General features: G+C 50.7%; 20 protein-coding genes. 11 read left to right on the top strand and 9 right to left on the bottom strand.

What is annotated here, in order from left to right; all coding sequences use genetic code 11:
• Positions 1-83 precede the first annotated feature (83 nt).
• Positions 84-6332 (bottom strand): hypothetical protein, encoded by a 6249-nt coding sequence (locus tag O1V65_RS07295; RefSeq protein WP_269130366.1) that lies wholly within the window; start codon positions 6330-6332, stop codon positions 84-86.
• Between the two features lie 417 nt (positions 6333-6749).
• The gene (locus O1V65_RS07290) at positions 6750-7799 is read right to left on the bottom strand and encodes an acyltransferase family protein (RefSeq protein WP_017492139.1); all 1050 of its coding nucleotides are present in this window, start codon (positions 7797-7799) and stop codon (positions 6750-6752) included.
• A 267-nt stretch (positions 7800-8066) separates the two neighbouring features.
• Between O1V65_RS07290 and O1V65_RS07285 the strand changes: the two genes are divergently transcribed.
• The 3 genes from O1V65_RS07285 (at position 8067) to ydfG (ending at position 11518) form a co-directional block, all read left to right on the top strand.
• Complete coding sequence (locus O1V65_RS07285; protein WP_017492140.1) at positions 8067-9530, top strand: MFS transporter; 1464 nt, start codon at positions 8067-8069, stop codon at positions 9528-9530.
• Between the two features lie 36 nt (positions 9531-9566).
• On the top strand, positions 9567-10628 hold the full coding sequence (locus O1V65_RS07280; protein WP_017492141.1) for an aldo/keto reductase: 1062 nt from the start codon (positions 9567-9569) through the stop codon (positions 10626-10628).
• A 140-nt stretch (positions 10629-10768) separates the two neighbouring features.
• On the top strand, positions 10769-11518 hold the full coding sequence (ydfG, locus tag O1V65_RS07275; protein WP_017492142.1) for a bifunctional NADP-dependent 3-hydroxy acid dehydrogenase/3-hydroxypropionate dehydrogenase YdfG: 750 nt from the start codon (positions 10769-10771) through the stop codon (positions 11516-11518).
• A 75-nt stretch (positions 11519-11593) separates the two neighbouring features.
• Here ydfG and O1V65_RS07270 read toward each other — a convergent pair whose 3' ends face one another.
• A complete protein-coding gene (locus O1V65_RS07270; RefSeq protein ID WP_084912327.1) occupies positions 11594-11920 on the bottom strand; it encodes a YnfA family protein in 327 nt (108 codons plus the stop codon).
• 129 nt (positions 11921-12049) lie between these two features.
• On the opposite strand from O1V65_RS07270, the gene O1V65_RS07265 reads away from it, so the two are divergent.
• A complete protein-coding gene (locus O1V65_RS07265) occupies positions 12050-12418 on the top strand; it encodes a DUF1283 domain-containing protein (RefSeq protein WP_017492144.1) in 369 nt (122 codons plus the stop codon).
• Positions 12419-12483: 65 nt separating this feature from the next.
• Positions 12484-12783, top strand: a complete 300-nt coding sequence (locus O1V65_RS07260) for a DUF1161 domain-containing protein (protein ID WP_017492145.1) — start codon at positions 12484-12486, stop codon at positions 12781-12783.
• 65 nt (positions 12784-12848) lie between these two features.
• On the opposite strand, the gene O1V65_RS07255 is transcribed toward O1V65_RS07260, so the two are convergent.
• A complete protein-coding gene (locus tag O1V65_RS07255; protein ID WP_026110558.1) occupies positions 12849-14306 on the bottom strand; it encodes an MDR family MFS transporter in 1458 nt (485 codons plus the stop codon).
• 334 nt (positions 14307-14640) lie between these two features.
• Here O1V65_RS07255 and O1V65_RS07250 point away from each other — a divergent pair, with 334 nt between their 5' ends.
• Positions 14641-15747 carry a hypothetical protein gene (locus O1V65_RS07250; RefSeq protein ID WP_269130365.1) on the top strand — a complete coding sequence of 369 codons (1107 nt, stop codon included), beginning with the start codon at positions 14641-14643 and terminating at the stop codon, positions 15745-15747.
• A 104-nt stretch (positions 15748-15851) separates the two neighbouring features.
• Here the strand turns inward: O1V65_RS07250 and bioD are convergent, their stop codons facing one another.
• Positions 15852-16526 (bottom strand): dethiobiotin synthase, encoded by a 675-nt coding sequence (gene bioD, locus O1V65_RS07245; protein WP_026110361.1) that lies wholly within the window; start codon positions 16524-16526, stop codon positions 15852-15854.
• A gap of 219 nt (positions 16527-16745) precedes the next feature.
• On the opposite strand from bioD, the gene O1V65_RS07240 reads away from it, so the two are divergent.
• Positions 16746-17363, top strand: coding sequence for a LysE family translocator (locus tag O1V65_RS07240; RefSeq protein ID WP_017490599.1), 618 nt, complete (start codon positions 16746-16748; stop codon positions 17361-17363).
• Positions 17364-17370: 7 nt separating this feature from the next.
• On the opposite strand, the gene mlc is transcribed toward O1V65_RS07240, so the two are convergent.
• The gene (gene mlc, locus O1V65_RS07235; protein ID WP_026110362.1) at positions 17371-18588 is read right to left on the bottom strand and encodes a sugar metabolism global transcriptional regulator Mlc; all 1218 of its coding nucleotides are present in this window, start codon (positions 18586-18588) and stop codon (positions 17371-17373) included.
• A gap of 148 nt (positions 18589-18736) precedes the next feature.
• Entirely contained in the window at positions 18737-19639 is a 903-nt protein-coding gene (locus tag O1V65_RS07230; RefSeq protein ID WP_017490601.1) for a LysR substrate-binding domain-containing protein, read from the bottom strand.
• A 190-nt stretch (positions 19640-19829) separates the two neighbouring features.
• Here O1V65_RS07230 and O1V65_RS07225 point away from each other — a divergent pair, with 190 nt between their 5' ends.
• Positions 19830-21068 (top strand): MFS transporter, encoded by a 1239-nt coding sequence (locus O1V65_RS07225; protein ID WP_227953820.1) that lies wholly within the window; start codon positions 19830-19832, stop codon positions 21066-21068.
• 237 nt (positions 21069-21305) lie between these two features.
• Complete coding sequence (gene tus, locus O1V65_RS07220) at positions 21306-22241, top strand: DNA replication terminus site-binding protein (RefSeq protein ID WP_017490603.1); 936 nt, start codon at positions 21306-21308, stop codon at positions 22239-22241.
• A 72-nt stretch (positions 22242-22313) separates the two neighbouring features.
• On the opposite strand, the gene fumC is transcribed toward tus, so the two are convergent.
• Entirely contained in the window at positions 22314-23711 is a 1398-nt protein-coding gene (gene fumC / locus O1V65_RS07215) for a class II fumarate hydratase (RefSeq protein WP_269130363.1), read from the bottom strand.
• A gap of 216 nt (positions 23712-23927) precedes the next feature.
• Positions 23928-24302, bottom strand: coding sequence for a winged helix-turn-helix transcriptional regulator (locus O1V65_RS07210; protein WP_269130362.1), 375 nt, complete (start codon positions 24300-24302; stop codon positions 23928-23930).
• A gap of 121 nt (positions 24303-24423) precedes the next feature.
• On the opposite strand from O1V65_RS07210, the gene O1V65_RS07205 reads away from it, so the two are divergent.
• Positions 24424-24957: an NAD(P)H-dependent oxidoreductase gene (locus O1V65_RS07205; RefSeq protein ID WP_269130361.1), complete on the top strand. Its 534-nt coding sequence runs from the start codon at positions 24424-24426 to the stop codon at positions 24955-24957.
• 257 nt (positions 24958-25214) lie between these two features.
• Complete coding sequence (gene manA / locus O1V65_RS07200; RefSeq protein WP_269130360.1) at positions 25215-26393, top strand: mannose-6-phosphate isomerase; 1179 nt, start codon at positions 25215-25217, stop codon at positions 26391-26393.
• Positions 26394-26451: the final 58 nt, after the last annotated feature.

Genomic DNA, 26451 nt, shown 5'->3' with positions numbered 1-26451 from the left:
CCACATCCCTCATAGGCCGCCTGTAGCGATAAATAACGTCCGGCAGGGTGATGCATTTCATGTGGCGGAGGGCCCGGTGACTGTCAAATCTCCCAGCTGCCGGTTTCTGCGTTGTAACTCACCGGCATAGAGTCCCCAGCGGGATTGTTCAACCGCCAGGTATTGCTACTTCGGTCCCGGAACACCTCGAACGCGCTACCGTCCTGCTGAATATAATACTGTTCGCCTTTTTTGTAAGTGCCATGGAAAATCCCCGTCCTCTCTATTTTTACACCGCTCAGGTCAATCCCCGTCACTTTCAGGCTATCATCAAGCGTCGGGAGCGTACCTTTTGAATTCACCCACTGATTGTTCTTGAGTTCAGGTCGTTGAATCGCCGGACCCTTATTAATTGCAGGCTGGCCGATGGTGCTGTAGTCGGGATTCATCTTACTGTACGTTCCCTGAGGAGGGCGTGAGTTGCCCCATGTTCTTGCGCCTCCCTGTAGCCCCACACTAGAGTTAGGCCGCCAGCTGTTGGTATCTGCGTGGTAACTCACCGGCATATGGTACGTTGATGATTGATCGGGGTTCTTCAACCGCCAGGTATTGCTACTTCGGTCCCGGAACACCTCGAACGCGCTACCGTCCTGCTGAATATAATACTGTTCACCCTTTTTGTAAGTGCCATGGAAAATCCCCGTCCTCTCTATTTTTACACCGCTCAGGTCAATCCCCGTCACTTTCAGGCTGTCATCAAGCGTCGGGAGCGTACCTTTTGAATTCACCCACTGATTGTTCTTGAGTTCAGGTCGTTGAATCGCCGGACCCTTATTAATTGCAGGCTGGCCGATGGTGCTGTAGTCGGGATTCATCTTACTGTACGTTCCCTGAGGAGGGCGTGAGTTGCCCCATGTTCTTGCGCCTCCCTGTAGCCCCACACTAGAGTTAGGCCGCCAGCTGTTGGTATCTGCGTGGTAACTCACCGGCATATGGTACGTTGATGATTGATCGGGGTTCTTCAACCGCCAGGTATTGCTACTTCGGTCCCGGAACACCTCGAACGCGCTGCCGTCCTGCTGAATATAATACTGTTCACCCTTTTTGTAAGTGCCATGGAAAACCCCCGTCCTCTCTATTTTTACACCGCTCAGGTCAATCCCCGTCACCTTCAGGCTGTCATCAATCGTCGGGAGCGTACCTTTCACTCTTGATTCAAACATATTTTCAATCGATTTGAAGGATTTGTTTTTCATGCACTTACCGGCATAATTACTCCCGATGGCAATGCCGTCAAATAGCAAGCCTGCCAGGATATTCTGTAAAACGTTAGACAATATTGCCTGTTTTTCTTCATTAGAGTCGGCAAGCGTGGCCAGGGTCAAATCTTTTGCTACGCTAATACTGGAACTTAGCGCAATCTTTGCCATGAAAGTAATGATCCCCTTACCAGGTATAAAACTTGATGCTCCATTTACTAAATCGAATGCAATATTAACCAGCTGGTCTCGAAGGAGTTCGTTGGGAGTTTTAACCATCGTGTCCATATCTTGTTTCATACGACTGATAATGGTTTTAACAGTGTCAGCACCAATATTATTGGCTTTGGATAATGCCAAGCGGGTCTCTTTATGCTCAATAGGGATTTTGTTGCCGGTAATCCAAGTTTTAGTAAATGTATCAAATTTTTTCCTGCTATTTTTACACTCGTCTTGTGTTTTAATAGACAGATGTTTTAATATCCAGTTCTGCTCTTTTTGACTAAGGTTTTTATCATTGTCGAACTCAATGTAATCACCTAATGCGTCCCAGGCTAAAACCTTGTTCCCTTGGGCTAGTGCAACAACTTCCTTTAATTTCTCACCATTTAAAGACATCAGCTTAGGTGTTTCTTCCTTATTAATGTAACGCTTGAGCTGATTTTTGAATCTATCGTCAATGTCTTCTGACGTTGAAAGTTCTCTCGCCGTCGAGTGAAATGAAAATTCATAGAAAGCAGATAGATTATTTGTTGTCCCATCATCCTTTTCAAGGTTAGCCATTTCGCCTTTAAATGCCGCCGTTATGGCAGAATCTGTATCTCCCGTAGTAAATAATCCACTGGAAGAGCCTGGGAGAATTTTATCTCGAAATGCAGGTGGGATGTGATTATCCCATTCCACTTTAAGGTTAATCCCATGTAATTTACCACAAACGAGATCTGTCAGCGTAAAGTGTGTTGTTTTTTTTGCCACTGTGACGCTTGATTGGCCTCTGCCTTCCGTTATTATTTGTGTGGTTTTGATACGGCTGTCTGGAGTTAATGGCGAAAGCCCATTTTCATCAATAGCCTTTTGAACATAATTCCAGATATACGAAGGAGCGTGAAGTTTAGTGATAGTAGTCTCAGCTCCATTTATCACGCTTTGCATATAAGGAACAATAACCTTTGTCGTAACATAATCCTCATCCCATGCTCCCCGGATATTTTCTTCCTTCTGCGTCTCAGTTATACCCTCGACCAAGGGAGTTGACCGATTAACATTACTGGTAATAGGGGGTGAGGGTTTATTTTCAGGTTTTCTGTAATTCAACAGACCACCCCCTCCAAATCCAAAGTGTAGCCCATTAGTATTTTTTTCATCGTTCGCATTAAGGTTAATGTTTACCTTCCATGCAAGGCTGTGGTCACCCGTCCGCAACCCCATCAGCGTCGCCATAATGTTGCGGGTCTCCTTCTCACCTTTCCCCCACAGATGGGTCACCTCGTGGCGCAGCAAGTCCTTACCAGCAGCTCCCTCCCGGATAAAAATACGGCTGTCACCGTCCCTGACGCATGCATCAAAATCACGCTGCCCGGGCTTGACCTTCCCGAGAACAACCAGCTGGTTTGCGTTCTTTCCTTCCTTCTGATAGGAGCGGAGTTTCTCAGACTGAGCGTCACAGGCTACGACCAGTGCCGCTGGTGTCAGCCCTCGTTCTTTTATGAAGTCACGCTCTGTTTTTGTCAGAATGCCGTTTAACCTGGCCTTTTCCTGTGCAAGGTCTTTCAGTGCATTGTCCAGGGCACGGTCAATAGTCGCAACTTCGTCTTTCCCCATGCTCTCCGGACCCGCTCGTCCACGTCTGACAATATCAGCCATCTTTCCGACAGCCTGCTCCACGCGGTCTCCTTTTCCCTGGTAAGGGAACACCTGATTACGCTCTGATGCACTCTCCATGGCATCAGTTATAAATTCAGCCGCCGCCTCTGCGCCTTCCCTTCCTCCGGCGGCAGCCAACGTGGTACCGGAACTGATGAGGTTATTCCCCACGAAGTGATTACCGGCCTGCTCCATCGTATGCGCGAAGCCGTTCTTTTTAATATCATTCAGCATCGCCAGCCCGTTTTTGGCCGCCCTAAGGACCTGCGGCAATGCCGCATCCGCGGTCGATGCAGCAACAAATTTCCAGGTGTCATTTCTGACTCCGGAAAGCGTTCCAGAAGGCAGGGCATGGCCCGGCATAACCGACTGCTTCAGAAAATTAACGCGTTCTTTCCCTGCCTGATAGATTAACCCTGCTGACACCGCTCCACGGATACGCCCCCATGCGCTGCCCACGATCCCCCCTGGCATGAGGATGTTGACACTCTGTGAAATCAGTTTACGGAGTGTCAGACTGACGAGCGAACTCCCCAGCCTGGCTGCACCTTTGTCTGTCATCAGATTTGCCCACTTCAGCCCCGGCTCTGCCAGAACCGCCCTGTACTCGCGGGGAAGTTTCAGCGTGCCATCACATTTCTGCCGGTAATTTTCTTTAATCAGAACGGCAAATGCCTTCCTGTCAAATCCGGGTGAGTCAATATCTCCGGCAAGCTTCTCCGCCAGCACCGCCACCTGAGCCTGCTTTTCCGCCGGGCTTAACTCTTCTTTTTCATTCATCCGCTCTGCGAGCACCAGTGCAAGATACATCGCCACTTTCTGCTGAGGGCCGTAAACTTCAGGCTCCCGGTGGGTGACCACCTGAAGTGCTGCTGCAGCGGTCCGCATCGCCCCCTCTGCCTGCAGCAGTACCTCTGAGGCAGGCAGTCCCACTTCGGTCTTTGTTAACCGGTCCTGCGAAAACGTCAGGGCCTCTGCACTTCCTTCCGCCTTACGGGCTTGATTAACGGCCTCTTTGAATCCGCCCTGACACTTTTGAATATCTGTAAGGAATCTTCTGAGAGTGTCCACTTTTTTTCGCTGCTGACTGATGTCTTCTGGTTGCGCAGGGAGTTTGCGGGGGTCATCTTTTTCCATAGCGGTCAGCTGAGCCTTCGCCAGGGTGAATTCATTCTGACTGGTCGTCTGCAGCGCGTGCAGGGTTTTTTGGGTTTCCTGCCAGCGGTGTTCAACGAACGAAAAGGCTTCTTTCAGCTCAGTCCGGGCTAATGACACTGCTTTAGCACTTTTTGCGCGCATGTCACTCACATTACTCAGGGAGTCAGTGCCCTTTTTGTGCACCAGCATATCTGCCACTTTATTGGCGGCTTTGGCACTTCCCGCCAGTGCTTTGCCTTTGAGCTCAAACCAGTGCAGTGACGTAAGCAGCGGCTCACTTTTTACCTCAAGCAGGTCCGTCAGTTTTTTTCTCTCAGGCCCGGGCGAGCCCATCTTTTCAGTCACGCCCGACACCACATGTGCAATTTTTGCGTATGCACCGCGAAGCACCACCGCCATCTCTTTCAGCTGCGTCACTGTATCAGCCCCGTAGCCAACAGACTGCAGGTTGCGGGTATCCTCTCGTACCAGGCTGAACGCCAGTCCGGTTTCCCTGAGCGGCGGTTTAAGCTCTTTCGACCTGATACTTTTATGTGCCAGCGTGAGTTTCTCCACTGCCTCATTAAACACGTCACGCCGTGTTTTCGGCTCATCAGCAGTCATGTCAGCACCTATAAGCGTTCTGTACATGGCAACTGCCGCAGTAGCTGCAGCTTTCAGTTCCTTAGTACTCGCGATGGCTGGAGGTTTCCCTGATACCAGCATCTTAAGGTCGGGCGTCAGAAATTCGCAAAATCTCTGCAGCTGGCTGACAGCATCCCGGACCTTCCCTTTCGGTAAAGTGTCGACAGCCCGTGACAGCGTTTGTGTGGCCTCCCGGATATAAATCAGCTCCCGGTATACGCCTTTTTCAAGATTTTGCTCATGCGCTTTCAGGTTGTCCAGGACATCGGTCACCGGGTCTTTTTTGCTGCCTGGTTCGGATACTTTCACAAGGGCAGCTTTTACCCTGCCGGACTTATCCGGATAAGTGCTTTCAATCGATGCATTTCTTCTCGCCTTCACAACCTCAAGCGCATTTTTTATTTTATGCCGGGCGTTGCTCAGTTTCTCTGGTAATCCGAGAACATCACTCCCTTTGGCTGCAGCTTTGACGCTTTTCAGGATGTTAACCGAGTCTTCCAGTGCCGCAGACAGGTCCTTCAATGCCTCACAGGCGTCCAGGCGAATCTGTTTTTCTCCCGCTGACAGACCTTTTACGGTTTCAGGGCTGACCTGAATAACCTCCATACTGTCCTTCACCACCTTAACCGCCGCCGCCAGCACGCTGCGTTCTTCCGAGCAGGCCAGCTTTTTTTTCAGCTTTTGCAGCGAGCTCAGTTCCTTCTGTTCTTCAGATGTCAGCCCACCCGCCTTGTTCTCCAGTGCAGTGAGCCTTTTTTCCTGTGTTTCATCCAGACCGTCCAGTTTACCCAGCGTGTTCTCCAGGCTCTCCACCGCCGCTTTCAGTTCCGGTCCCGAATCATCAAGATACTCCCGGTTTATGCCCCCCTCCATGATAAACTCATTCGCAGTGGCAACGACGCTTTCACGGATTTCCTCATCCAGCAGCAAGCGGAGGGTCTGAGCATCAACAACCTCTTCTTCCGCTTTCGCTATGGCTGGCTGCATTCCTGTGAGTTCATCCGTTCCGGCCGCGCTTTCTGCCGCAGATGCCACCACATCCTGCAGTAACGATTCCGTGGCGTGGAGAAGGCCTTCAGCTGCTTTCGTAACCCCGGCACCCTCAGGAATATCTTTAAATTTTTCGCCGGGAAATATTTCCCACAGCATCTGCCAGTTCTCACGAGCATAGGGTTCGTCCAGTTCACCGTTCGCTGCTATGAATCCCCCCTCCGAGAGGCTCTCCCTGAGAGCAGGAGAGGCTTTCTGATAATCATTCAGTAACCGGAGAGTTTTTTCATGAGGCTTGGGCATTTCTTTCATTGCACTGCATCCCTGAGAGATAATAGCAAGACAGCCCGGGTCCTCATGGGTGCCCGCACTCTCTTTGCGTACGGCGTCTGCCTGAGCGGTGGTGTTTACTGTTGAGAGCGGGACGCTGGCATGCTGAAACTTTTTTGTGGTGGGCATGGGAGTACTTCCTGGTCAATGTCTGGCTAAATTGATCGGGATATTATCCTGCCGCAACAGAAGGCTTTTCTGGATTAAGCTGATTTCTTATGTATTTTTACATGATGACTAGACTGGCGAGTCATCATCTGCGGTCATCATGACAGCCCTTGTCTCAGTGATGTAGTCACTACAACGGGTATCATAAGCGCACAGTGCGAGGAACTGTGTTTTCCACTGCCGGAGAAATGGCACCACAGCGCCCGGCAGGCTAGCGGAAACCGGGGTCGGGTAAGGCATAGCATCAACGCACCGTTAAATCTGGCCGTCCGCAGTGAAGGGATCCCCCTGTTCGACGCAGAAAGTGGCTATCGACTGGAAGAGCATTAATCTTAGTAAATCCGCCGTTCGAGATGAGCGAATGGCGGATTAATCCTCCTAATCTCTCGCCGCCGCGGCTCGCGATGACTGAAGCGAGCGAATTCCTCGCGCAATCCGTGTTTCTATCTGGGAGTAAAAAATGCAGCCAAAGATCACCGCGATAATGGAAAATACAATGCCGAAGAGATCGTGATTGATATTGAAGTGGGTAAAGAAGAAGTGTTTGGAGTACTCGAAGAAATAGTGCGTGATATAGATGCTATAAGACGCATTGCCTACATAAACTAATAATCGATATATTTTTCCTTGCGACTCCCTCATCAAACTAAACAGAAAAACAATCGCCAGCGACGTTAACCCGAAGCAAACGAATCTCGGAGCCCCCTTTGCCGACAGCCACATTCCCAGTAAGAAAAAAATCACAATCAGCGGACAGGCATAAAGACTGGGGAGGCGGGCCTGACCCAACCGCATAAATATCTGCGCATACACGCAGCCGATAGCAAAGTTAATCATCAGCGTATCGCCAATCATATAGCTGAAATTATCCAGGTCCAGACGCGGTCCCCGCAGCGAGAAGAGGTTAACCACCAGGACCATCAGCACAATCAGCGACGCAGTGGTAAACACCAGGCTGCGTTTATTTGGGACCAGCATCATGATGACCGCATAAATCAGGTAAAAGAACATCTCATACACCAGCGACCATGAGGGACCGACCAGCATTAAATAGTTGGGGTCGCTGGTAAAAGTGGGCAGCAGCAGGATATTACCAAAAATCTGATACAGGCTGGCGGGATGATTTTTTAGCAGATAAATCAGTAAAAAAGGGGTCAACACGAGCAGGAATAAAGGATAGATTCTCTCCACCCTCTTCTTAATAAAGTCGAGGGCGGTCGACAGCCCCAGCCTGGAATCTTCACGGGTTTTATAACTCATGATAAATCCGCTAAGAATGAAAAAGGCATCTACGCCGAAATCGCCAATATATTGCAGGCCCAGACGCAGTGAAATTGCGGTCTGAGAGTCTCCCCATAGGTGGTTAATCACAACGAAGGTCGCAGCAAAAGCCCTAAGGATCTGTAATGAATCAATTTTTGATTTCATCGATTGAGTCTTGTTTTGAGTTCAACTCCTTTTGATCTGATTTGTCTCAAGCGGCGCATACTTAAACATGGACCACCGACCTCTTCATTCAATTTAGCCAATAAATCTATTTTAACCATTCTCGCTGATGCGCTATGCTCAAAAATCACCTTTCCTTGCCCGATCTTTTGCTAAGAATCGCAAAAGAAAAGACATATTAAAGCTATTAATCAGGGACTTGTTAATGTTCAGCTCAGGGGATTTCCTTTATATTCAGGCGTTATGTCGATGAAAAAATTTTCACTGCCAGGCGGTTCCGCCCTGCCACTGCTGGTTGCCGGCGCCATGTTCATGGAGAACCTCGATGCGACGGTTATCGTTACGGCGCTTCCCAAAATGGCACTGGCGTTTGGCGTACCGGCTATCGATCTTAATATCGGCGTTTCTGCTTACATTCTAACCCTTACCGTCTTTATCCCTGCCAGCGGCTGGATAGCGAATCGCTTCGGGACGCGCACCATTTTCTCATTGGCTATCATACTGTTTACTTTGGCCTCGGTGCTGTGCGCGACGAGCGTAAGTTTGCCCACCTTTACCGCGGCGCGGATGCTCCAGGGATTTGCGGGAGCCCTGATGGTGCCGGTCGGCAGACTGGTGGTTCTGCGCAATACCGCCAAAGCAGATTTGATTAAGGCGATCGCGACCATCACCTGGCCCGCGCTGGTGGCACCGATATTGGGGCCACCACTGGGCGGATTCATCACTACCTATGCGTCCTGGCACTGGATTTTTATCCTCAACGTACCTCTGGGGATCATCGCACTGCTGCTAAGCCTGAGATTAATCCCCAATGAAAAAGGGGCAAAAGGCATACCGTTTGACGTACTGGGCTTCCTGCTGACCGGCATTGCCTGCCTGGGCTTAATGTTTGGACTGGACCTGTTTAATAAAGGCGATGCAACCTATTGGCTGCCGTCACTTTGTGTGATCGGCAGCCTGCTGGTGGGCGCGTTGGCGGTGAAACACTCGCTTTCAAGCCCTCACCCGCTATTGCCGATGGTGGCCATGAAGATTAAAAGTTACGGCGTAACGGTTATCGGCGGTTCACTGTTTCGTATCGCCATTGGTTCGCTGCCGTTCCTGCTGCCGCTGCTGTTCCAGCTCGGCTATGGTATGAACGCTTTCAACGCGGGTTTGCTGGTGTTATCGGTATTTGCGGGTAATCTGGCGATGAAGCCTTTCACTTCGGCAATTCTGTTCCGTTTCCCGTTTCGCACTATATTGGTGGTCAACGGCTTGCTGAATACGTTGACCATTTTCGCCTGCGCGTTTCTCACCCCGGCGGTGCCGACGACGCTGACCTTTATCTTGCTGTTTATCAGCGGCATGACGCGTTCAATGCAGTTCACGGCTATCAACACGCTCGCCTTTTCGCAGGTGCCTGGCCCACAAATGGGGGGCGCGAACACGCTGTTTAATACGGCACAGCAGCTCTCGTCAGGGCTAGGTATTGCCATCGGTGCACTGGCATTACGTATCGCCGAACACTTTGAGCCGGTCTCCAGCAACGGCACCTCGTTGGGCAGTTTCCACACTGCGTTTATCATCGTCGGCTGTATCGCCATCTTCGGCATGATTGACAGCATGACCCTTAACGTTACCGACGGCGATGAGATTCGGCAAAAGAAAAAGAAAGCGACGGCCCCGCCGTCTGAAACCGCGAAGGAGCCAGAAAACTCGGCTCAACACTGACTCATGCAAAACAATCAATAAGGTAAGGAGACAGAGATGGAATATCGTCAACTTGGCCGTTCAGGACTCAAGGTGTCCGCACTGAGCCTGGGAACCATGACCTTTGGAGGTCAGGGAAAGTTTGCTAAAACGGGACAAACCGATGTCGCGACCGCACGGCGGCAAATCGCCCTGTGTCGTGAAGCTGGGATCAACCTTTTCGATACCGCCGACGTTTACTCGGGCGGCCTGTCGGAAGAAATTTTAGGCGAGGCTCTTGGCAAGGCGCGAAATGACGTGCTGATTGCCACCAAGGCCCGTTTCCCGATGAGTGAAGGCCCCAACGGCGGAGGTTCTTCGCGTCATCACATCCTGCGTGCCTGTGAGGCCAGCCTCAAACGCCTTAACACCGACCACATCGACCTTTACCAGTTGCACCAGTGGGACGGCCTGACGCCGCTCGAAGAAACGCTGCGTGCGCTGGATGATCTGGTCAGCAGCGGCAAGGTTCGCTACGTCGGTTTATCAAATTTCTCTGCCTGGCATCTGATGAAAACGCTGGGTGTCAGCGATACGCATCATTGGGTACGCCCGGTGAGCCAGCAGATTCACTACACTCTGCAAGCACGCGAAGCAGAATACGAGCTGTTGCCGGTGAGCCACGATCAGGGCCTGGGGGTGCTGGTGTGGAGCCCGTTAGCGGGTGGCCTGCTTTCAGGGAAATATCGCCGCAATCAGCCTCAGCCGGAAGGCACTCGCCATCTAGCCGAATGGGGTGAACCCCCGGTGCGCGACGAGAGCAAGCTGTACGATATTGTCGACGTACTGGTCGACATTGCCGCCGCGCGCGGCGTCTCGGCGGCACAGATTTCGCTGGCATGGCTGCTGTCCAAACCGGTCGTGACCTCGGTGATTGTCGGCGCGCGAAGTGAAGAGCAGCTGGTCGATAACCTCAAGGCTGCCGAGATAACGCTCAGCGCAGACGAGCTCGAGAGGCTGAATCAGGTGAGTCAGCCGCCGCTGATTTATCCTTACTGGCATCAGGCGCAGACCGCAGCCGACAGGCTGTCTGCGGCCGACTTATCGCTGATTGCCCCTTATTTAAAGCAAAACAAATAACTGCAGCAAGATTATTAAATCGATAACTAGACACATTATGGGCCTAGCCGCTTTCAACCACTCTGTGTTATTACTAATTGCAAGCACATGTCGTACTCTTTGCCCCGTCCGCGGGGCCATTTATTCTAAGGAAATCAGAGATGATCGTTTTTGTAACCGGCGCAACAGCCGGCTTTGGCGCCGCTATTGCACGTAAATTTGTTAATGCTGGACACCAGGTGATTGCAACAGGACGTCGTAAAGAACGTCTTGCTGATTTGAAGGCCGAACTGGGCGATGCGCTGTATGTCGCGCAGCTGGATGTGACCTCTCGTGAATCCATCGAGCAGGCCATCGCTGCGCTGCCGGCCGAATGGCAAAACATCGATTTACTGGTCAACAACGCGGGTCTGGCACTGGGTATGGAAACGGCGGACAAGGCGTCTCTGGATGACTGGGAAACCATGATCGACACAAACACTAAAGGTCTGGTGTATGTTACTCGTGCCGTACTGCCGGGCATGGTTGAACGCAACGTAGGTCACGTGATTAACATCGGCTCTACCGCCGGTAACTGGCCTTACGCTGGCGGCAACGTTTACGGCGCAACTAAAGCCTTCGTGCGCCAGTTCAGCCTCAACCTGCGCACCGACCTGTTCGGGACCAAGGTTCGCGTGACCAACGTAGAGCCTGGCCTGTGCGGCGGGACTGAATTCTCCAGCGTACGTTTCAAAGGTGACGATGCGAAGGTCGGCCAGACCTACGACAAGACCAACCCACTGACGGCGGAAGACGTGGCGGAGTCGGTATTCTGGGCCGCAACGCTGCCAGCGCACGTTAATATCAACTCGATTGAGATGATGCCGGTAAGCCAGTCGCTGGCTGGCCTGCGCGTAAGCCGCGACGAATAATCCCTGGCTTGACAGCAGTAAAAAAGGGCAACGGATCCGCTTCGTTGTCCTTTTTTCTTGCCGGTCACCGGATAATTAGTAAGACTTCCACCCGGAAATAATAATTAGCATACCCGCCAATGCGACGACGGCACCCAGCCAGTCGGTGGTCGCCAGTTTTACCCCATCAACGTAGCGCAGCCAAAGGAGCGCGGTCACCACGTAGACGCCGCCGTAGGCCGCATAAACGCGCCCACTCGCCGCAGGATGCAGCGTAAGCAGCCAGACAAACAGCGCAAGACTGGCGGCCGCAGGCACTAAAAGCACGGCGCTGCCGCCCTTTCTTAGCCACAGATAAGGCAAGAAACAGCCGATAATTTCGGCCAGTGCGGTAGCGAAAAATAGCAAGGTGGTTTTGAGCATGAGAAGGAGACTACTCCGTTAGTTCAATCATTTATAAACCAATTTCCCGTCTTTAGGTGACGTATCCCGTCAGGGTGGTATAATTTTAATCGTCGCGTCAGCGATGTGTAAACCTATAAGGATGAGCTAATGAACACAATAATTATGTCTCGACTGCTGCGCCGGATGCTGCCTGTCGCCCTGCTGGTGCTTTCAGGGACCTGGCAGGTGACGGCCCATGCTGAAACCAATTGTGCAGGTGGGACCTGTGTATTTGGCGGCAGCGGTAATGGGGCGATGAGCAACGAGCAAGCGCGCCAGAGCAAAGAAGAATGGAACGCGACCCGCACGTTACGCGATCAGAGAATTCAACGTCAGGAAAGAGACAACGCCCAGTACGAGCAGGCTGCTGCGCTGCGTGACCGCTGCAACGCAAGCCGTAATATCAACGCTTATTGGGAACCCAATACCCAGCGTTGTCTTGACCGCGTGACCGGCAACCAATTACTGGCACCTTAATCGCTCGATAGATTGCAGTTAACTGCTAAACTTTGCATGCAAGCTTTTCAAAAAAGGACGAAATCATGAAAAAGACTCTGATGGTTGGCTTGGCTCTTTTAACGCTCTCACCTCTGGTAGCTATGGCCTCTTGTGACAGCGTTAAAGCGGATATCACCAAGAAAATTGTGGCGAATGGCTTACCCGAGTCAGGTTTTAAACTCGATATCGTCGCCAATGACCAGGCCGATCAGGCTGGCGGTCAGGTTGTTGGGCATTGTGATAACGACAAGCAGAAAATTGTGTACAGCAAAACGGCAAATGGCGCAGACGACTCGACGGCAAGCCCTAAAACCGGCACCAGTCAGGACTCGTCAGCCCAGTAATACACTGCAATTCTGACCTCAAGGCTTAAACAGTCGCCTGTTTAAGCCTTTTTTATTGCGCCGTTTCAGGACTCTCTCTTCGCCGGACGATGACCGACCGGCAGCAACAGCGCGGCGGCTATTGCAAAGAATGACATGACGGCGGCAAGAACGAAAACCCAGTGCAGCGAGGCAGAAACCTGCTCGATGATATGATTCAGCCTTTCAGCCGAGAGTTGCTGCCGTTGTAGTTTGTCCATCAGCATCTGCACCGGGTCATGCAAGGCGGGCAGGCGATTTTGCAGGTTAACATTTAACGTTGCGCCGAGAATGGCCGTCCCTAGCGCCGACCCGAGCATACGGGTGAACAGCGTCGAGGCCGTGGCGATACCCCGCACCGAGGCATCGACCGAGTTTTGTACCGAGACAATAAACGTGGTGTTGCACAACCCCATGCCCGCGCCAATCATAAAGGCAGAAACTCTCGCCCACCACAGACCTGAGCCCGGAGTGAGCAGCAGGAGTGCCAGACTGCCAAACACCAACAGCAATGCGCCAAGCAGCACCGTGAAGCGATATGAGGTCGCCTGCATCAGCTTTCCGCTCAGCGTGCTTGCCAGCGGCCAGCCTAGCGACATCAGCGCCAGCGTGGTCCCGGCCTGTAGCGGCGTGCCGCCGAGAACCCCCTGAACATAAGTCGGTAAAAAGGCGCTGATGCCCATCATGCTGGCACCAATCACAATACCGCCGATATTGCCGGCAACCACCACCTTGTTCTGCCACAGTGACAGGGGAAACAGCGGTTCTGGTGCCCTTTTCTCCTGACGCACGAGCAGCGCCGAGGCCATCACGGCAAGTCCGACGAGCAGCAGGGAATAATAGCCGAGGGACTCAGCCTGGAGTAACGCCAGCAGCATAGCGGCCACCGCCAGTGAAAGCAGGCCGGTACCGGCGAGGTCTAGCGCGTGGGTCTTTCTGCTCTCCTCAGCGGGTAAATATTTGGCAAGAATCAGCATCGCGACAATGCCAATCGGCAGGTTTATCCAGAACACCACCGACCAATGAAAATGCTGGACGATAAACGCACCGAGCAGCGGCCCGACGATGGCCGATACGCCCCACACGCTGGCAAGATAACCCTGCGCCTTAGCGCGTTCATGCGGGCCGTAAATATTGGCGATAAGCGTGGTAGCAACCGGCGTGATGGCGCCTGCGCCTAATCCTTGCAGGGCACGGAAGGCAATCATCCACACCAACGATGGCGCGAATCCGCACAGCACCGAACCGCCGAGAAACAGCGCTGTACCAATGAAAAACATCTTACGGCAGCCGTAGAGATCGGCTAAACGCCCATAGATAGGCACGGTGATCGCCTGCGTCAGCAGATAGATGGCAAAAACCCAGCCTAAAAGCGAGAAGCCACCCAGGTCAGCAATAATGCTCGGCATCGCCGTGGCGACAATGGTGACTTCAACGGCGGCCATAAACATCGAAAGCATACAGGCGGTCAGCACCAGCGGGCGATGACGGCTATCGACGTGAATGTCGGGTAAGGTATTGGAAGCGATGGGCGTTCTCCTATATTTTTTTCTTGTTCAGTATATCAGCGGTCTTTCTGTACAGGCTTGCTAATCGTGCCAATTTGCGAACTGTATCCAGGCCTTTTTTGATTGCTGTGGGTAAAACTCAATAAAACAATAGGCTCTGTGGTGAGGCCCCGCCTGCTTCTGGCTCTACGAGCTGATTAAGCTCAAGACGGGTTTAGGAGTACAAACTTACTGAATACGATTAAACAGGTTTATCAAAAAATCTATTTCTTTTATTAACGCTTTATATCAGTGAGACTTGGACTTCAACTAATTAACCCGAGGGCTGAGTATGAAAGTCTCAACATCAGGAAAAGTTTTTAATGAACCATCTTCCTTATACCGGTCATCAACAGATTGTGCAGCATCATTAAAAGCAAATCAGTCATACGGCAAGTTATTTACTGATGCCTTCACCCCTTCCAGAGGTGACCTTATATTTGGTTTGTCATCGATTATTCGAGGGGAAGAACGTCACTCTTCATGCACGCCATTACGCCTGATTGAAAGTTTGTTTATTGCACTTAACTTTATATCTGAAAAACCCGATTTTTACACCTATACTGGCATGGTGAATAATGAAAAATTAAACGTTTTTAAGACACTCAATGAATATATTGAAAGAACTGAAAATACAAATGTGGATGGGGGTCGCCACCCCCTCAGTGAGGTCATGAGTAGTCTCATCAACACATTAAATAAAGAGCATTTAAAACAAAGGATTGGCGTAGAAAGCAAACATGCAAAATTCGCTATAAATGCCATATTGAGAGAAGACGAGACTGCTTTATTGAGTATTTCAGGAATAAAAGACGATAATATTGCTTTGGACTATCTTGCCAGATTTGCGGCTCATATGGAAAGTATTGAGCGTGAGCTGCATGATTTTAATGCCGATATAGCACGGCTTTTTAGTACATCGTCGAATACATTTACGCGCAATACACTTGACAATTTGTTTGAAAATCTAGGCAATCATCCTTGTTATGCACCCTCATACTCTCTTTTAGAGGCAGTCAATGACAAAGCAGAATTCCCTGATAAAAACGACCAAATGCGTGCTGTCGAATTTACCAATCGTATACTTTCTCGTATGATTAAGGGTGTGATTGATGGATTTATTAAACAGGTCAGTGAAAATATTCCGCTACAAAAACAACAAAATGATAACGCTCAGCTCCACTTCTTTTTGGATGATATTAAGATGGAGGATGTTGTATGTAAGTCAGACTCAAAAATGAATGGAATGACAGCAATAGAATTACGCCATTTGTATCGATGCAGAGCACAATTAGCTGACGTAGTCACATTTTATAAGGACAAAAAATCGGTTCCCGCACCGTGGGAAAAAAACCCAGAACTATGGAGCCGTTATCTCCCCTCTACTGACCTGTTTTAGACGATATTGCATTGGACAGCGGAAGCCTCAGAAATAGCTTTTTGTCGCTCGTCTGACGTTGAAATGACTGACTGCCACGGAGAACGCTCTCGGTGGCAGTATTCTTAGGCCATGGCGGCCAGTCGGGAAAGATCTAAAAAATGAGCCATCTCGCGCGATTCGGCACGGGGTAAATACGGAATCTCACCCAGCAGCGGCGCGTCAATATTTTGCTCGATAACCGCAATGGTCTCTGGATAATGTGCCAGACAAGGGTTGATTCTATTCGCTACCCAGCCGAGTAGCGTCACACCGTCGGCAATAATAGATTGAGCAGCCAACAAGGCCTGACTGACGCAGCCTTCCTGAATACCGACCACCAACACCACCGGCATTTTTGTTTGCACAATCCACTCTGAGTAAGTCTGTTGCGGGGTAATCAGCGTGCGCCAACCGTCACAACCTTCGATAACAACGGTGTCCGCTTCCTGGCACATAAACTCCAACCCTTCGGTCATACGTTCAAAAATATCGAAGGGTAAGTCGCTGGTAAATATATCTTCATCGGATAAGGCAAAAGGGGTTATTTTTGCCAACGGATATGAAATAGAAGAGGATTGCTGCAGGGTCACCGCATCTTTATTGCGCACGCCGTCGGCCAATGCCTGGCTGCCGGTGGCAATAGGTTTATAACCCAGCACAATTTTCCCCTGCGCGGCCATGGCCTGTAATAATGCGCGGGAAACAATCGTTTTTCCTACCCGGGAATCCGTACCCGTCACAAAAAAGTGCGTTAGCATGTCCAATTACTCCGAATAACTCCATGTACTGTCCAAACGCCTTGGGGAAACGGCAGATGCGTCATTCATTACCATGACGTAATACGCACAAAGTTTAGGGGATTAACCGGATTAGCAACTTGCGTTAGCGCAATGTTTTGTGGGTGCGACCGGTGTTGTGATATAACCCTTATAAGTTATCTTTCGGCTTCTCAAATACTTCCAACCTGAATAAAAACTATGATTGATGCTCATGCGGTGCTGACTGTTTTTATGGTTTATGTGGCTGGTGTGGTTATTCCTGGCCCAAACTTTGTTGCTGTTGTACATAAAGCCGTCGCCTCATCGCGTTCGGCAGCGTTGGCATTGGTTGCAGGTATTGTGGTGGTGAATTTATTCTGGGCAAGCTGCGCAATAGCAGGCGTTGGGATTGTGTTTACGTCTTTTCCGTGGGTAGCGTTGCTGATTAAGATAATGGGTGCCGCTTATCTTATCTGGTTTGGTTCACGTTTATTGTTCAAAGCCGGGACAAGCGTAATTTCTTTACCCACAGAACAGAAGGACATCCGTTTTCGGCAGGCCTTTGTTCAGGGAGTGATAACGAATATCGGCAATCCAAAATCGATGGCTTTTTATGCCGCTATTTTCTCTACCGCCGCCCCAGCCCACGTATCATCAGGTACTTTTTTCGCCATGTTGGCCGTTGTCGGTATTATTGCCGCACTGTGGTACGGCGCGGTCGCACTGGCGTTGTCCCAACCTCGTATTTCTTCCGCCTACCAAAGGGGCAAAAAGAGTATCGACAGGCTGTGTGGCAGCGTGATTGTTTTATTGGGGATTAGACAAATATTGAAATAAGCCGACGCTAACCCTGCAATAATTTCACCAGTAGTGAGCCATTATAAAGCGCGTCTTTAACCAGTGCTGCGCCCGGCATGGTGCCATGATTTGAAAACTGCGTGGATTCAAGCTGAATATTTTCGCTGTAGGCCGGTAAGGACTGTTGCTGGATGCAAGACATAATGGTCGGGTGCAGAACCGACTGCGCCTGATTAAGCGGCGAACCGATCAGAATTTTTTCAGGGTTAAACAGGTTCACCATAATTGCCAGAATTCGCCCCACATTCTGCCCCACGCCCACAATAATATCCTTCGCCAGCGCGTCGCCTCGGTTCGCAGCATCACAGAGGTTTTCGACAGTGATCGGCAGTCCATTGAGCAAAGAATTAGGCGTAACCTCTAGACGTTGCCTGACCAACTCGAGAATATTATCGATGCTGGCCAGAGTTTCCAGGCAGCCATGATTACCGCAATAACAGCGCTTGCCGTAAGGGTCGACCTGAGTATGGCCTATCTCGACTACGCTACTGCTGTTGCCGTGCAGCACCTGCCCGCCGGTAATGACTCCCGCCCCGACGTTATCATCGATAACTACCTGAATTACGTTACGGAAACCGCGTGATGCGCCGTACAGGGACTCAGCCTTGGTCCAGGCCGCAATATCATGCTGGATAAAAACCGGTAAACCGCTGCGTGCGGCCAAGGCCGGACCGAGGGGGACGGATTCCACCGGATAGAACGGCATTTTCTGAATGACACCTTTTGCGGTGTCAATCATGCCGGGCAAGGTAATTGCCATTGCGGTCAGACGTTCAAGTTTGCTCTGATGATGAATAAAAAATTGGTCAATGTGCGCAATAATGCGATCGAGAAACGGCACGGCGTCTTCGGCGACAAGGGGAAGAATATCTTCGGCAACCAGTTTACTGCTCAGGTCGCGCAAACTCAGCGTTAGCGTGCCAAGACTGACTCGCGCAGAGAGATAGTGCCAAGCCTGGGTATCAAGGATAAGCCCTATTGCAGGACGGCCACGGCTGCCCGGCTCCTGATATTCGGTTTCTTGAACCAGATGCGCCTGAACCAGTTCGCGTACAATCTTTGTGATGCTGGCCGGAGCAAGCTGCGCTTTTTTGGAAAGCTCGATGCGGGAAATTGGACCAAACTGATCTATCAGTCGGTAAACGGTACCGGCATTAATTTGTTTGATCTGATCGATGTGTCCCGGCTGGCCTTCCACTATCACTCAACGTGCCTCGTTATTTTTCGCGCTTCGAAATAAATATTAAAGGCTATGTTGTAGCTTTTGTCATTTATCGTCAACTATTTGATTCGATATGTGATTTAGTGCACATATTACAATTAATACCTGAAGGAATTGCAGGTTTAACAGGCTATTCGCCGTCTTCAATCATCATTTTAGCCAGCGCCAAAGCCGGCGCAGAAAGCGGACGATGACGATGACTGACCAGCCAGACCTGGGTATTCACCTGCTCATCTTTAAAGGAAAGATATTTAACGCCGTCAACCTGAATACGTTTATACGAGGCGGGCAATATCGATACGCCAAGACCCGCGGAAATGAGCCCAATGATGGTCAACGCCTCTCCGACCTCCTGAGTAATAAAAGGCGTAATGCCGGCGAGCGCCAGGCGCTGAAGAATATCGTCATACAGCGAGGTGCCTACGTCCTTGGAGAAAAACACGAACGGCTGATCGGCAAGGTGGCTCAACGTCAGCTCGCCGGGCGGCAGTTGAGTCAGTGGATGCTGCTCGGGGACCACGGCAACCAGGGGCTCGGAACGCAACAGATGATGCTGTAGAACATCGGGCAGCACGCCGTTGCGCATGACGCCCAGATCCAGAGTCCCTTCAACCAGCGGTTGCAGCTGCTGTTGGCTATTGAGTTCTTCGATACGAATATTGACGTGGGGATGCGCCATTCTGAAGCGCTGAAAAGTGCGCGATATCTTTTTCAGAAACGGTGCCGATGAGGTCAGTCCAATCGTCAGATTGCCCTCCTCGCCGCGATGAATGCGCGCCGCCTGCTCAGAGACGTCGTGCACCTTGCTTACGATGCTCTTGGCCTCCTTCAGGAACATCTCCCCCGCCTGGGTAAGACGCACGCTGCGGTTGGTACGATAAAGCAACACCGCACCAATTTGCGTTTCAAGCGCTTGAATCTGCTGGCTTAACGGCGGCTGCGAGATGTTTAGCTTTTCCGCCGCACGGCCAAAGTGCAGCTCTTCTGCTACCGCGATGAAATAGCGCAGATGCCTTAGCTCGATATTGTTCACACAACCCTCATTGATATCTTTAAAGTATCAAAACCCTGTAATTAATATATTAGATTAAGAAAATAATACTGAGTAAAATTTTCTGACACACACTATTGTTTCAAAATAATTTTATTAAGGATTTCACGTGAACATCACGCGTCGGCAGCCCGCAGACTCTGCGGCAGGCCAATCGGTTAATGATGATGAACTGCACGCTATCACCCCGCAGGTTTCAACGCCCGTAAAAGACGACTTTATCAAGAGAGGAACGCCGCAGTTTATTCGCGTGACGTTGGCATTTTTCTCGGCCGGTTTAGCCACTTTCGCCCTGCTTTACTGCATGCAGCCGATTATGCCGGTGCTGTCCCAGGAGTTTGGCGTTTCGCCTGCGGCAAGCAGTCTTTCTTTGTCGGCCGCGACCGGCATGATGGCGATCGGGCTGCTGTTCACCGGCCCTATTTCCGACGCCGTTGGCCGTAAAAATGTCATGGTGGTTGGCATGATGCTGGCCGCTATCTGCACCATTGTCTGTTCAGTCATGACCAGCTGGCACGCCATTCTGCTGATGCGCGCGTTAATTGGCCTGTCGCTGAGTGGCGTTGCCGCCGTGGCGATGACCTATTTGAGTGAAGAGATTCACCCCAGCGTGGTTGCGTTCTCGATCGGGCTTTACATCAGCGGTAACTCAATAGGTGGCATGAGCGGACGTCTGGTCACCGGCGTATTAACCGATTTTGCATCATGGCGCGTTGCCGTTGCCTTCCTCGGCGTTTTCTCTCTGCTTTCGGCCAGTATGTTCTGGAAAATCCTGCCCGCGTCGCGTCATTTCCGCGCCAGTTCGCTGCGCCCGCGTAAATTGATGATTAACTTCAAGCTTCACTGGCGTGATAGCGGGTTGCCGCTGCTGTTTGCCGAAGGTTTTCTGATTATGGGCAGCTTCGTGACCATGTTTAACTACATCGGTTACCGCCTGCTCGGTGCGCCTTACCACCTGAGCCAGGCGATTGTCGGGATTCTGTCGATTGCCTATCTGATGGGTACCTACAGCTCACCGAAGGCCGGTGCGCTGACCGCCGTTTACGGGCGTGGACCGGTGCTGATTGGTTCCTTGCTTCTGATGCTGGTTGGTATCCTGATAACCGCCTTCAACCCGGTATGGCTGGTCTTTATCGGAATGGCAATGGTGACAGGCGGCTTCTTTGCCGCCCACTCTGTCGCGAGCGGCTGGATTGGCAGGCGTGCGAAACGCGCTAAGGGACAGGCGTCGTCGCTTTATCTTTTCTCCTATTACGCCGGTTCAAGCGTAGCGGGCACGCTCGGCGGCGTGTTCTGGCACCGCTTTTCCTGGGTTGGCATCACCGCCTATATCTGCGTGATGCTGCTGATCGCCGTTGGTATCGGTTATCGCCTGATGAAGTTGTCAGAATCTCGCATTGCACACAGCTGAGCCTCTCTTTCCCCTTACCAGAGTGTTAGACTTTAAAGCGAGCCAATAACCGTCCTCGCTTTAAAGTCTACAAGGCAAAAAATCACCTAAATATACAATAATTCTCGATATCCAAACTGACCCCAATCTCCCCCGACCCGCCTCTTCATCTTGCCAGAAAAAACCCTTTCCGATGGTCAGGTGTGCACTGTTGATCTTTATAGGCTATATTGTATGTTGTAACTAATTGGAGGGGTAATGGTCAGCTACGATTTGAAATTACGCATGAATGAATGTTTTCGGGAGTTGGAACTGGCGACAACGGATTTAACTCGCTTCCTGGATCGGCTGGAATTGCTTGAGGCGCGAGTATTTTCCCTTCCGGAAATAGAAAAAGGCGCTGAACATAATCCCGCTTCTATTATCGAGGTTACGCCGCATCAGGGTGAAGCCGCCCACCAGCTGGCGATGCAGCATTTCCAAAAACTGTTTATCCATCACAACGGCCTCAATGTTAGCAGCAAAGCCGCCGTCAGGCTGCCGGGTGCGCTGTGTTATGCGGTCGATCAGGCTGAGCATCAGGCCGCACAGCTGCTGGTTCAGGAGGTGAACAAGCTCAAGAGCGAGCTCGAAAATATCGTGACTGTTGAATCTGGCCTCCCTTCTGAGCAGCGTTTTGATTTTGTACACAGTCAGCTGCGTGGACTTATCACGCTCAACGCCTACCGCTCCATCAATACCCTTTTACAACCTGACTCAGTGCGCTTTGGCTGGGCCAACAAGCACATTATCAAGAACCTGAGCCGCGACGAACTGCTGCAAAAGCTGGAGAAAAGCCTGACGGCCGGTCGCGCGGTGCCCCCGTTCACCCGAGAACAGTGGATGGAAAATATTACACGCGAAATCATCGATGTAAAAAAACTGCCCGAGCATGCCATCCTCAAAATAAAACGCCCGGTCAAGGTTCAACCAATCGCCCGCGTGTGGTATCGCAACAGTCAAAAGCAGGTGCAACACCCCTGCCCGTCGCCGTTTATCACCCTATGCCTGCGTGACCCGCTTCTACAGATTCCCAAGTTAGGCGAGCTGCCCAACTATGACGCCAGCGCGGTAAAACACCGCTATAAGCCCGAATCGCAACCGCTTAATCTGTTGATTAAACGCCTGCATCTTTACACCGATCAGCCGGTATAACCTCTCAAAAAGCATAAAAAAGGCTCTGTCCGCGAACGGACAGAGCCTTTAATCGGTCGTTAAACTAACGACTTATTTTTTCATGCTGCCAACCATGTCTTCTGGACGCACCCACTCATCAAACTGAGCTTCGGTCAGGTAGCCAAGCTTGAGGGCAGAGGCCTTCAAGGTCAGACCTTCTTTATGCGCTTTCTTGGCGATTTCGGCGGCTTTATCGTAACCGATATGGGTATTGAGCGCGGTAACCAGCATCAGGGATTCGTTCAGCAGCTGAGTGATACGGTCACGGTTTGGTTCGATACCCACGGCGCAGTGCTCGTTGAAGCCCTGCATACCATCTGCCAGCAGGCGAACAGACTGTAGATAGTTGTGAATAACCATGGGACGGAACACGTTCAGCTCGAAGTTACCGGATGCGCCACCGATGTTAACCGCAACGTCATTACCCAGAACCTGTGCGCACAGCATGGTCATCGCCTCACACTGAGTCGGGTTGACCTTGCCTGGCATGATAGAGCTGCCTGGCTCGTTTTCTGGAATCGAAATCTCGCCGATGCCGCTGCGTGGGCCTGAAGACAACCAGCGAACGTCGTTGGCAATTTTCATTAGGGAAGCAGCCAGACCTTTCATTGCACCGTGACCATGAACCAGCGCATCACAGGTTGCCAGCGCTTCGAACTTGTTGGGAGAGGTCACAAAAGGCTGACCGGTCAGGTCGGCAATCGCTTTGGCAACGCGAACCGCATACTCAGGATGAGTGTTCAGACCGGTACCTACTGCGGTGCCGCCCAGTGCCAGTTCAGCAATATGTGGAATGCTAGCTTCGATGTGCACCAGATTGTGTGCCAGCATCGCGGCCCAGCCAGAGATTTCCTGTCCCAGCGTCAGCGGTGTAGCGTCCTGTAGGTGAGTACGGCCAATCTTGACGATATCTTTAAAGGCTTCGGCCTTGTCGGTCAACGTCTTGTGCAATACTTTCAGTTCAGGGATCAGATGTTCGCGAACAGAAACCACCGCTGCAACGTGCATTGCGGTTGGAAATACGTCGTTGGAGCTCTGGCTCTTGTTAACGTCATCGTTAGGGTGAATCAAACGACCTTCGCCACGCTCGCCGCCAAGAATCTCGCTTCCGCGGTTTGCCAGCACTTCGTTCATGTTCATGTTGGTCTGGGTACCGGAACCGGTCTGCCAGATTGAAAGCGGGAATTCACTCTCATGCTTGCCGGCCAGAACTTCGTCGGCGGCGGCAATAATCGCATTCCCACGGTCGGCCGGGAGCAGGCCGAGATCCATGTTTACGGTGGCGGCGGCACGTTTGGTCTGAGCGAGAGCGTTGATGAGCGCGGTGGGCATTTTTTCACTGGAAATACGAAAATGCTCTAGTGAACGCTGAGTCTGTGCTCCCCAAAGTTTATCGGCCGGAACTTCGATCGGTCCCATTGAGTCTTTTTCAATGCGATGAGCTGCCATTACTGTCTCCTTACGCGGTTTCTTCAAAAATTTTAAATTGCAGGGTACCGACGACGCTCCCAAGGCTGTGCCGACGGATAGGCAATTATAACCATAAGGTTAACGAGTTGTTGTAGGAATTTCGGGATTTGGCGCTCACCGCACTTTTTATTCACGATCGGGGGTTAAATCAGGCCTTGCTGCAAAATACAAATTAAAACCTTATTAATCATAAGGCTACTTTAATTCAGTCGCTTTATTGTTCGCTTCGTCATGACGATGGACGTTTCCCCAATCACACATCATATCCAGAACGGGGATCAGCGAACGCCCTCTTTCCGAGAGGCTATATTCGACCTTAGGCGGAATTTGCGGATACTCATTTCTGATAATTAAAGCGTCACTTTCCAACTCTTTTAGCGTCAGACTTAAAGTTCGGTAAGAAATGGTCCCGATTCGGCGTTTGAGCTCATTGAACCTCAATACCGGACTGAGGCCCGCTAAAGAATAGAGAATCATCATTTTATATTTTCCGCTTACCAGTGAAAGCGTATAGCCAAACCCCGTTTCTCCCGTAATCTCGCAGGAAGCATCGACCGTTTCTTCGCTCATTACACTATCCATTTGTATAGTACATATCAAAAATGACAGTATTGTACTTTAAATTAAACCTCCCTATGATGCAAACACCTAATAAAGCCCCCTTTTCAATCTAATAACCAGGGAATAAATTTTGAAAACTCTAATCATTGTTATTCACCCAAACATAAATGATTCTATCGTGAATAAAAGATGGGTGAGTGAGCTGGATAAATATCCGGACTTATTTACCGTCCACTCTCTTTACCAACATTATCCTGATGGCATCATTGATGTAGAGAAAGAACAACGATTAATTGAACAACATGGAAGTATTATTCTACAGTTTCCGCTTTATTGGTTTAACTGCCCTCCTCTGCTGAAAAAGTGGCTCGACGAAGTCCTTACCTACGGCTGGGCATACGGTTCGACCAGTGGCTATAAGCTTAAAGGCCGTAAATTTGCCTTGGCGGTAAGCGCCGGTATTAAGCAAGAGGACTTCACGCGCGATGGACGTTATCGTTATTCACTGGAGGAAATACTCATTCCGTTCGAGATGACTGCAAAATATGTAGGCGCGCATTATCTCCCGTTTTATTCTGTCTACGGCACTGAAATTGGAATTTCACAACAGGAATTAGAAAACAACGCTAAAGGCTATATTGATTATCTCAATTCATTTAGCTAATCGCGTTATAAAAAGCCAACTGTTATTTAATCTTATCGTTGAGCAGCATTAATAATTAACGGGCTCGCGTATGGCCTTTGTGCCCGATAGCTCACGCCATGAACAGATTGCTTTAATACGTTTTAATCCGGCCGCGTCGAAGCGCCTGTCAGTTCAGCAAGGTTGTGGGAAGTTGTCGAACAGTGCTTACAGAATCACAGCACATCTCTTATGATAAGCGCAGGAACTCAATTTCTCTTCCAGATTAGGATGAACCCATGAAAAAGATGCATAACAATGTACAAAATTACGCCTGGGGAAGCGTTGACGCGCTCACCAACCTCTATGGCATTAGTAATCCTCAGGGAAAACCGATGGCCGAACTGTGGATGGGCGCGCACCCGAAAAGCAGCTCTTCAATCACCGATAACAACGGCAATAACGTTTCACTTCGCGACCTGATAAGTCAGGATCTCGAGGGTAATCTGGGGAGTAAAGTGGCGCAGCGCTTCGGCGAACTGCCTTTCCTGTTCAAAGTACTGTGCGCCAGTCAACCGTTGTCTATTCAGGTTCACCCGAGTAAAAGCAATGCGGTAGTGGGCTTTGATAAAGAGAACAAGGCGGGGATTCCTCTCGACGCTGCCGAGCGTAACTATAAAGATGCCAATCACAAGCCGGAGCTGGTTTTCGCCTTGACGCCGTTTGCCGCCATGAACGGCTTTCGTGAGCTGAGTGACATTCAGTCCCTGCTACAGCCGATTTCGGGGGCTCATCCTGATATCGCCAGTTTCCTCGCTCACCCGGATAAGGAACATTTAAAAACGCTGTTCGCCGCGCTCCTCGGCATGAAGGGTGAAACTAAATCGCTGGCGTTAGACATTCTTAAAAACACACTCAAGGCTCAGCACGGCCAACCGTGGGACACCATTCGCAGCACTGCGCAACATTATCCCGATGACAGCGGTCTGTTCTCCCCGTTGCTGCTCAACGTCATCGAACTTCAACCGGGTGAAGCGATGTTCCTCTACGCCGAAACGCCGCATGCCTACCTCGAAGGGGTGGCACTTGAGGTAATGGCCAACTCGGACAACGTATTGCGCGCCGGTCTGACCCCTAAATACATTGATATCCCGGAGCTCTACGCCAATCTGAAGTTTGAATCCAAGCCTGCGGATGCGTTGCTGACCACGCCGGTTCAAAAAGGCCACGAGCTTAGCTTCCCGATCCCGGTTGAGGATTTTGCCTTCTCACTGCATAGCCTGAGCGCAGAACCGCAGTCGTTGGCGCAAGACAGCGCCGCTATTATCTTCTGCGTCGAAGGCAAGACCGTACTGGAAAAAGACGGGCATCAGGTTGTCCTTCAGCCGGGTGAATCTTGCTACCTGTCGGCCTCCGACTCGCCGGTAAACGTCAGCGGAAATGGACGAATCGCCCGCGTGTTTAACCAGCTTTCCTAAATATCTTCTGTAAAAACAACCGGCAAAAAGGGACAATTTTCCTAAATGTTTGCCTAAA

Origin of the sequence: Rouxiella badensis, assembly GCF_026967515.2 — a bacterium.
Taxonomy (GTDB): domain Bacteria; phylum Pseudomonadota; class Gammaproteobacteria; order Enterobacterales; family Enterobacteriaceae; genus Rouxiella; species Rouxiella badensis.
This window is presented reverse-complemented; position numbering and strand designations above follow the sequence as displayed.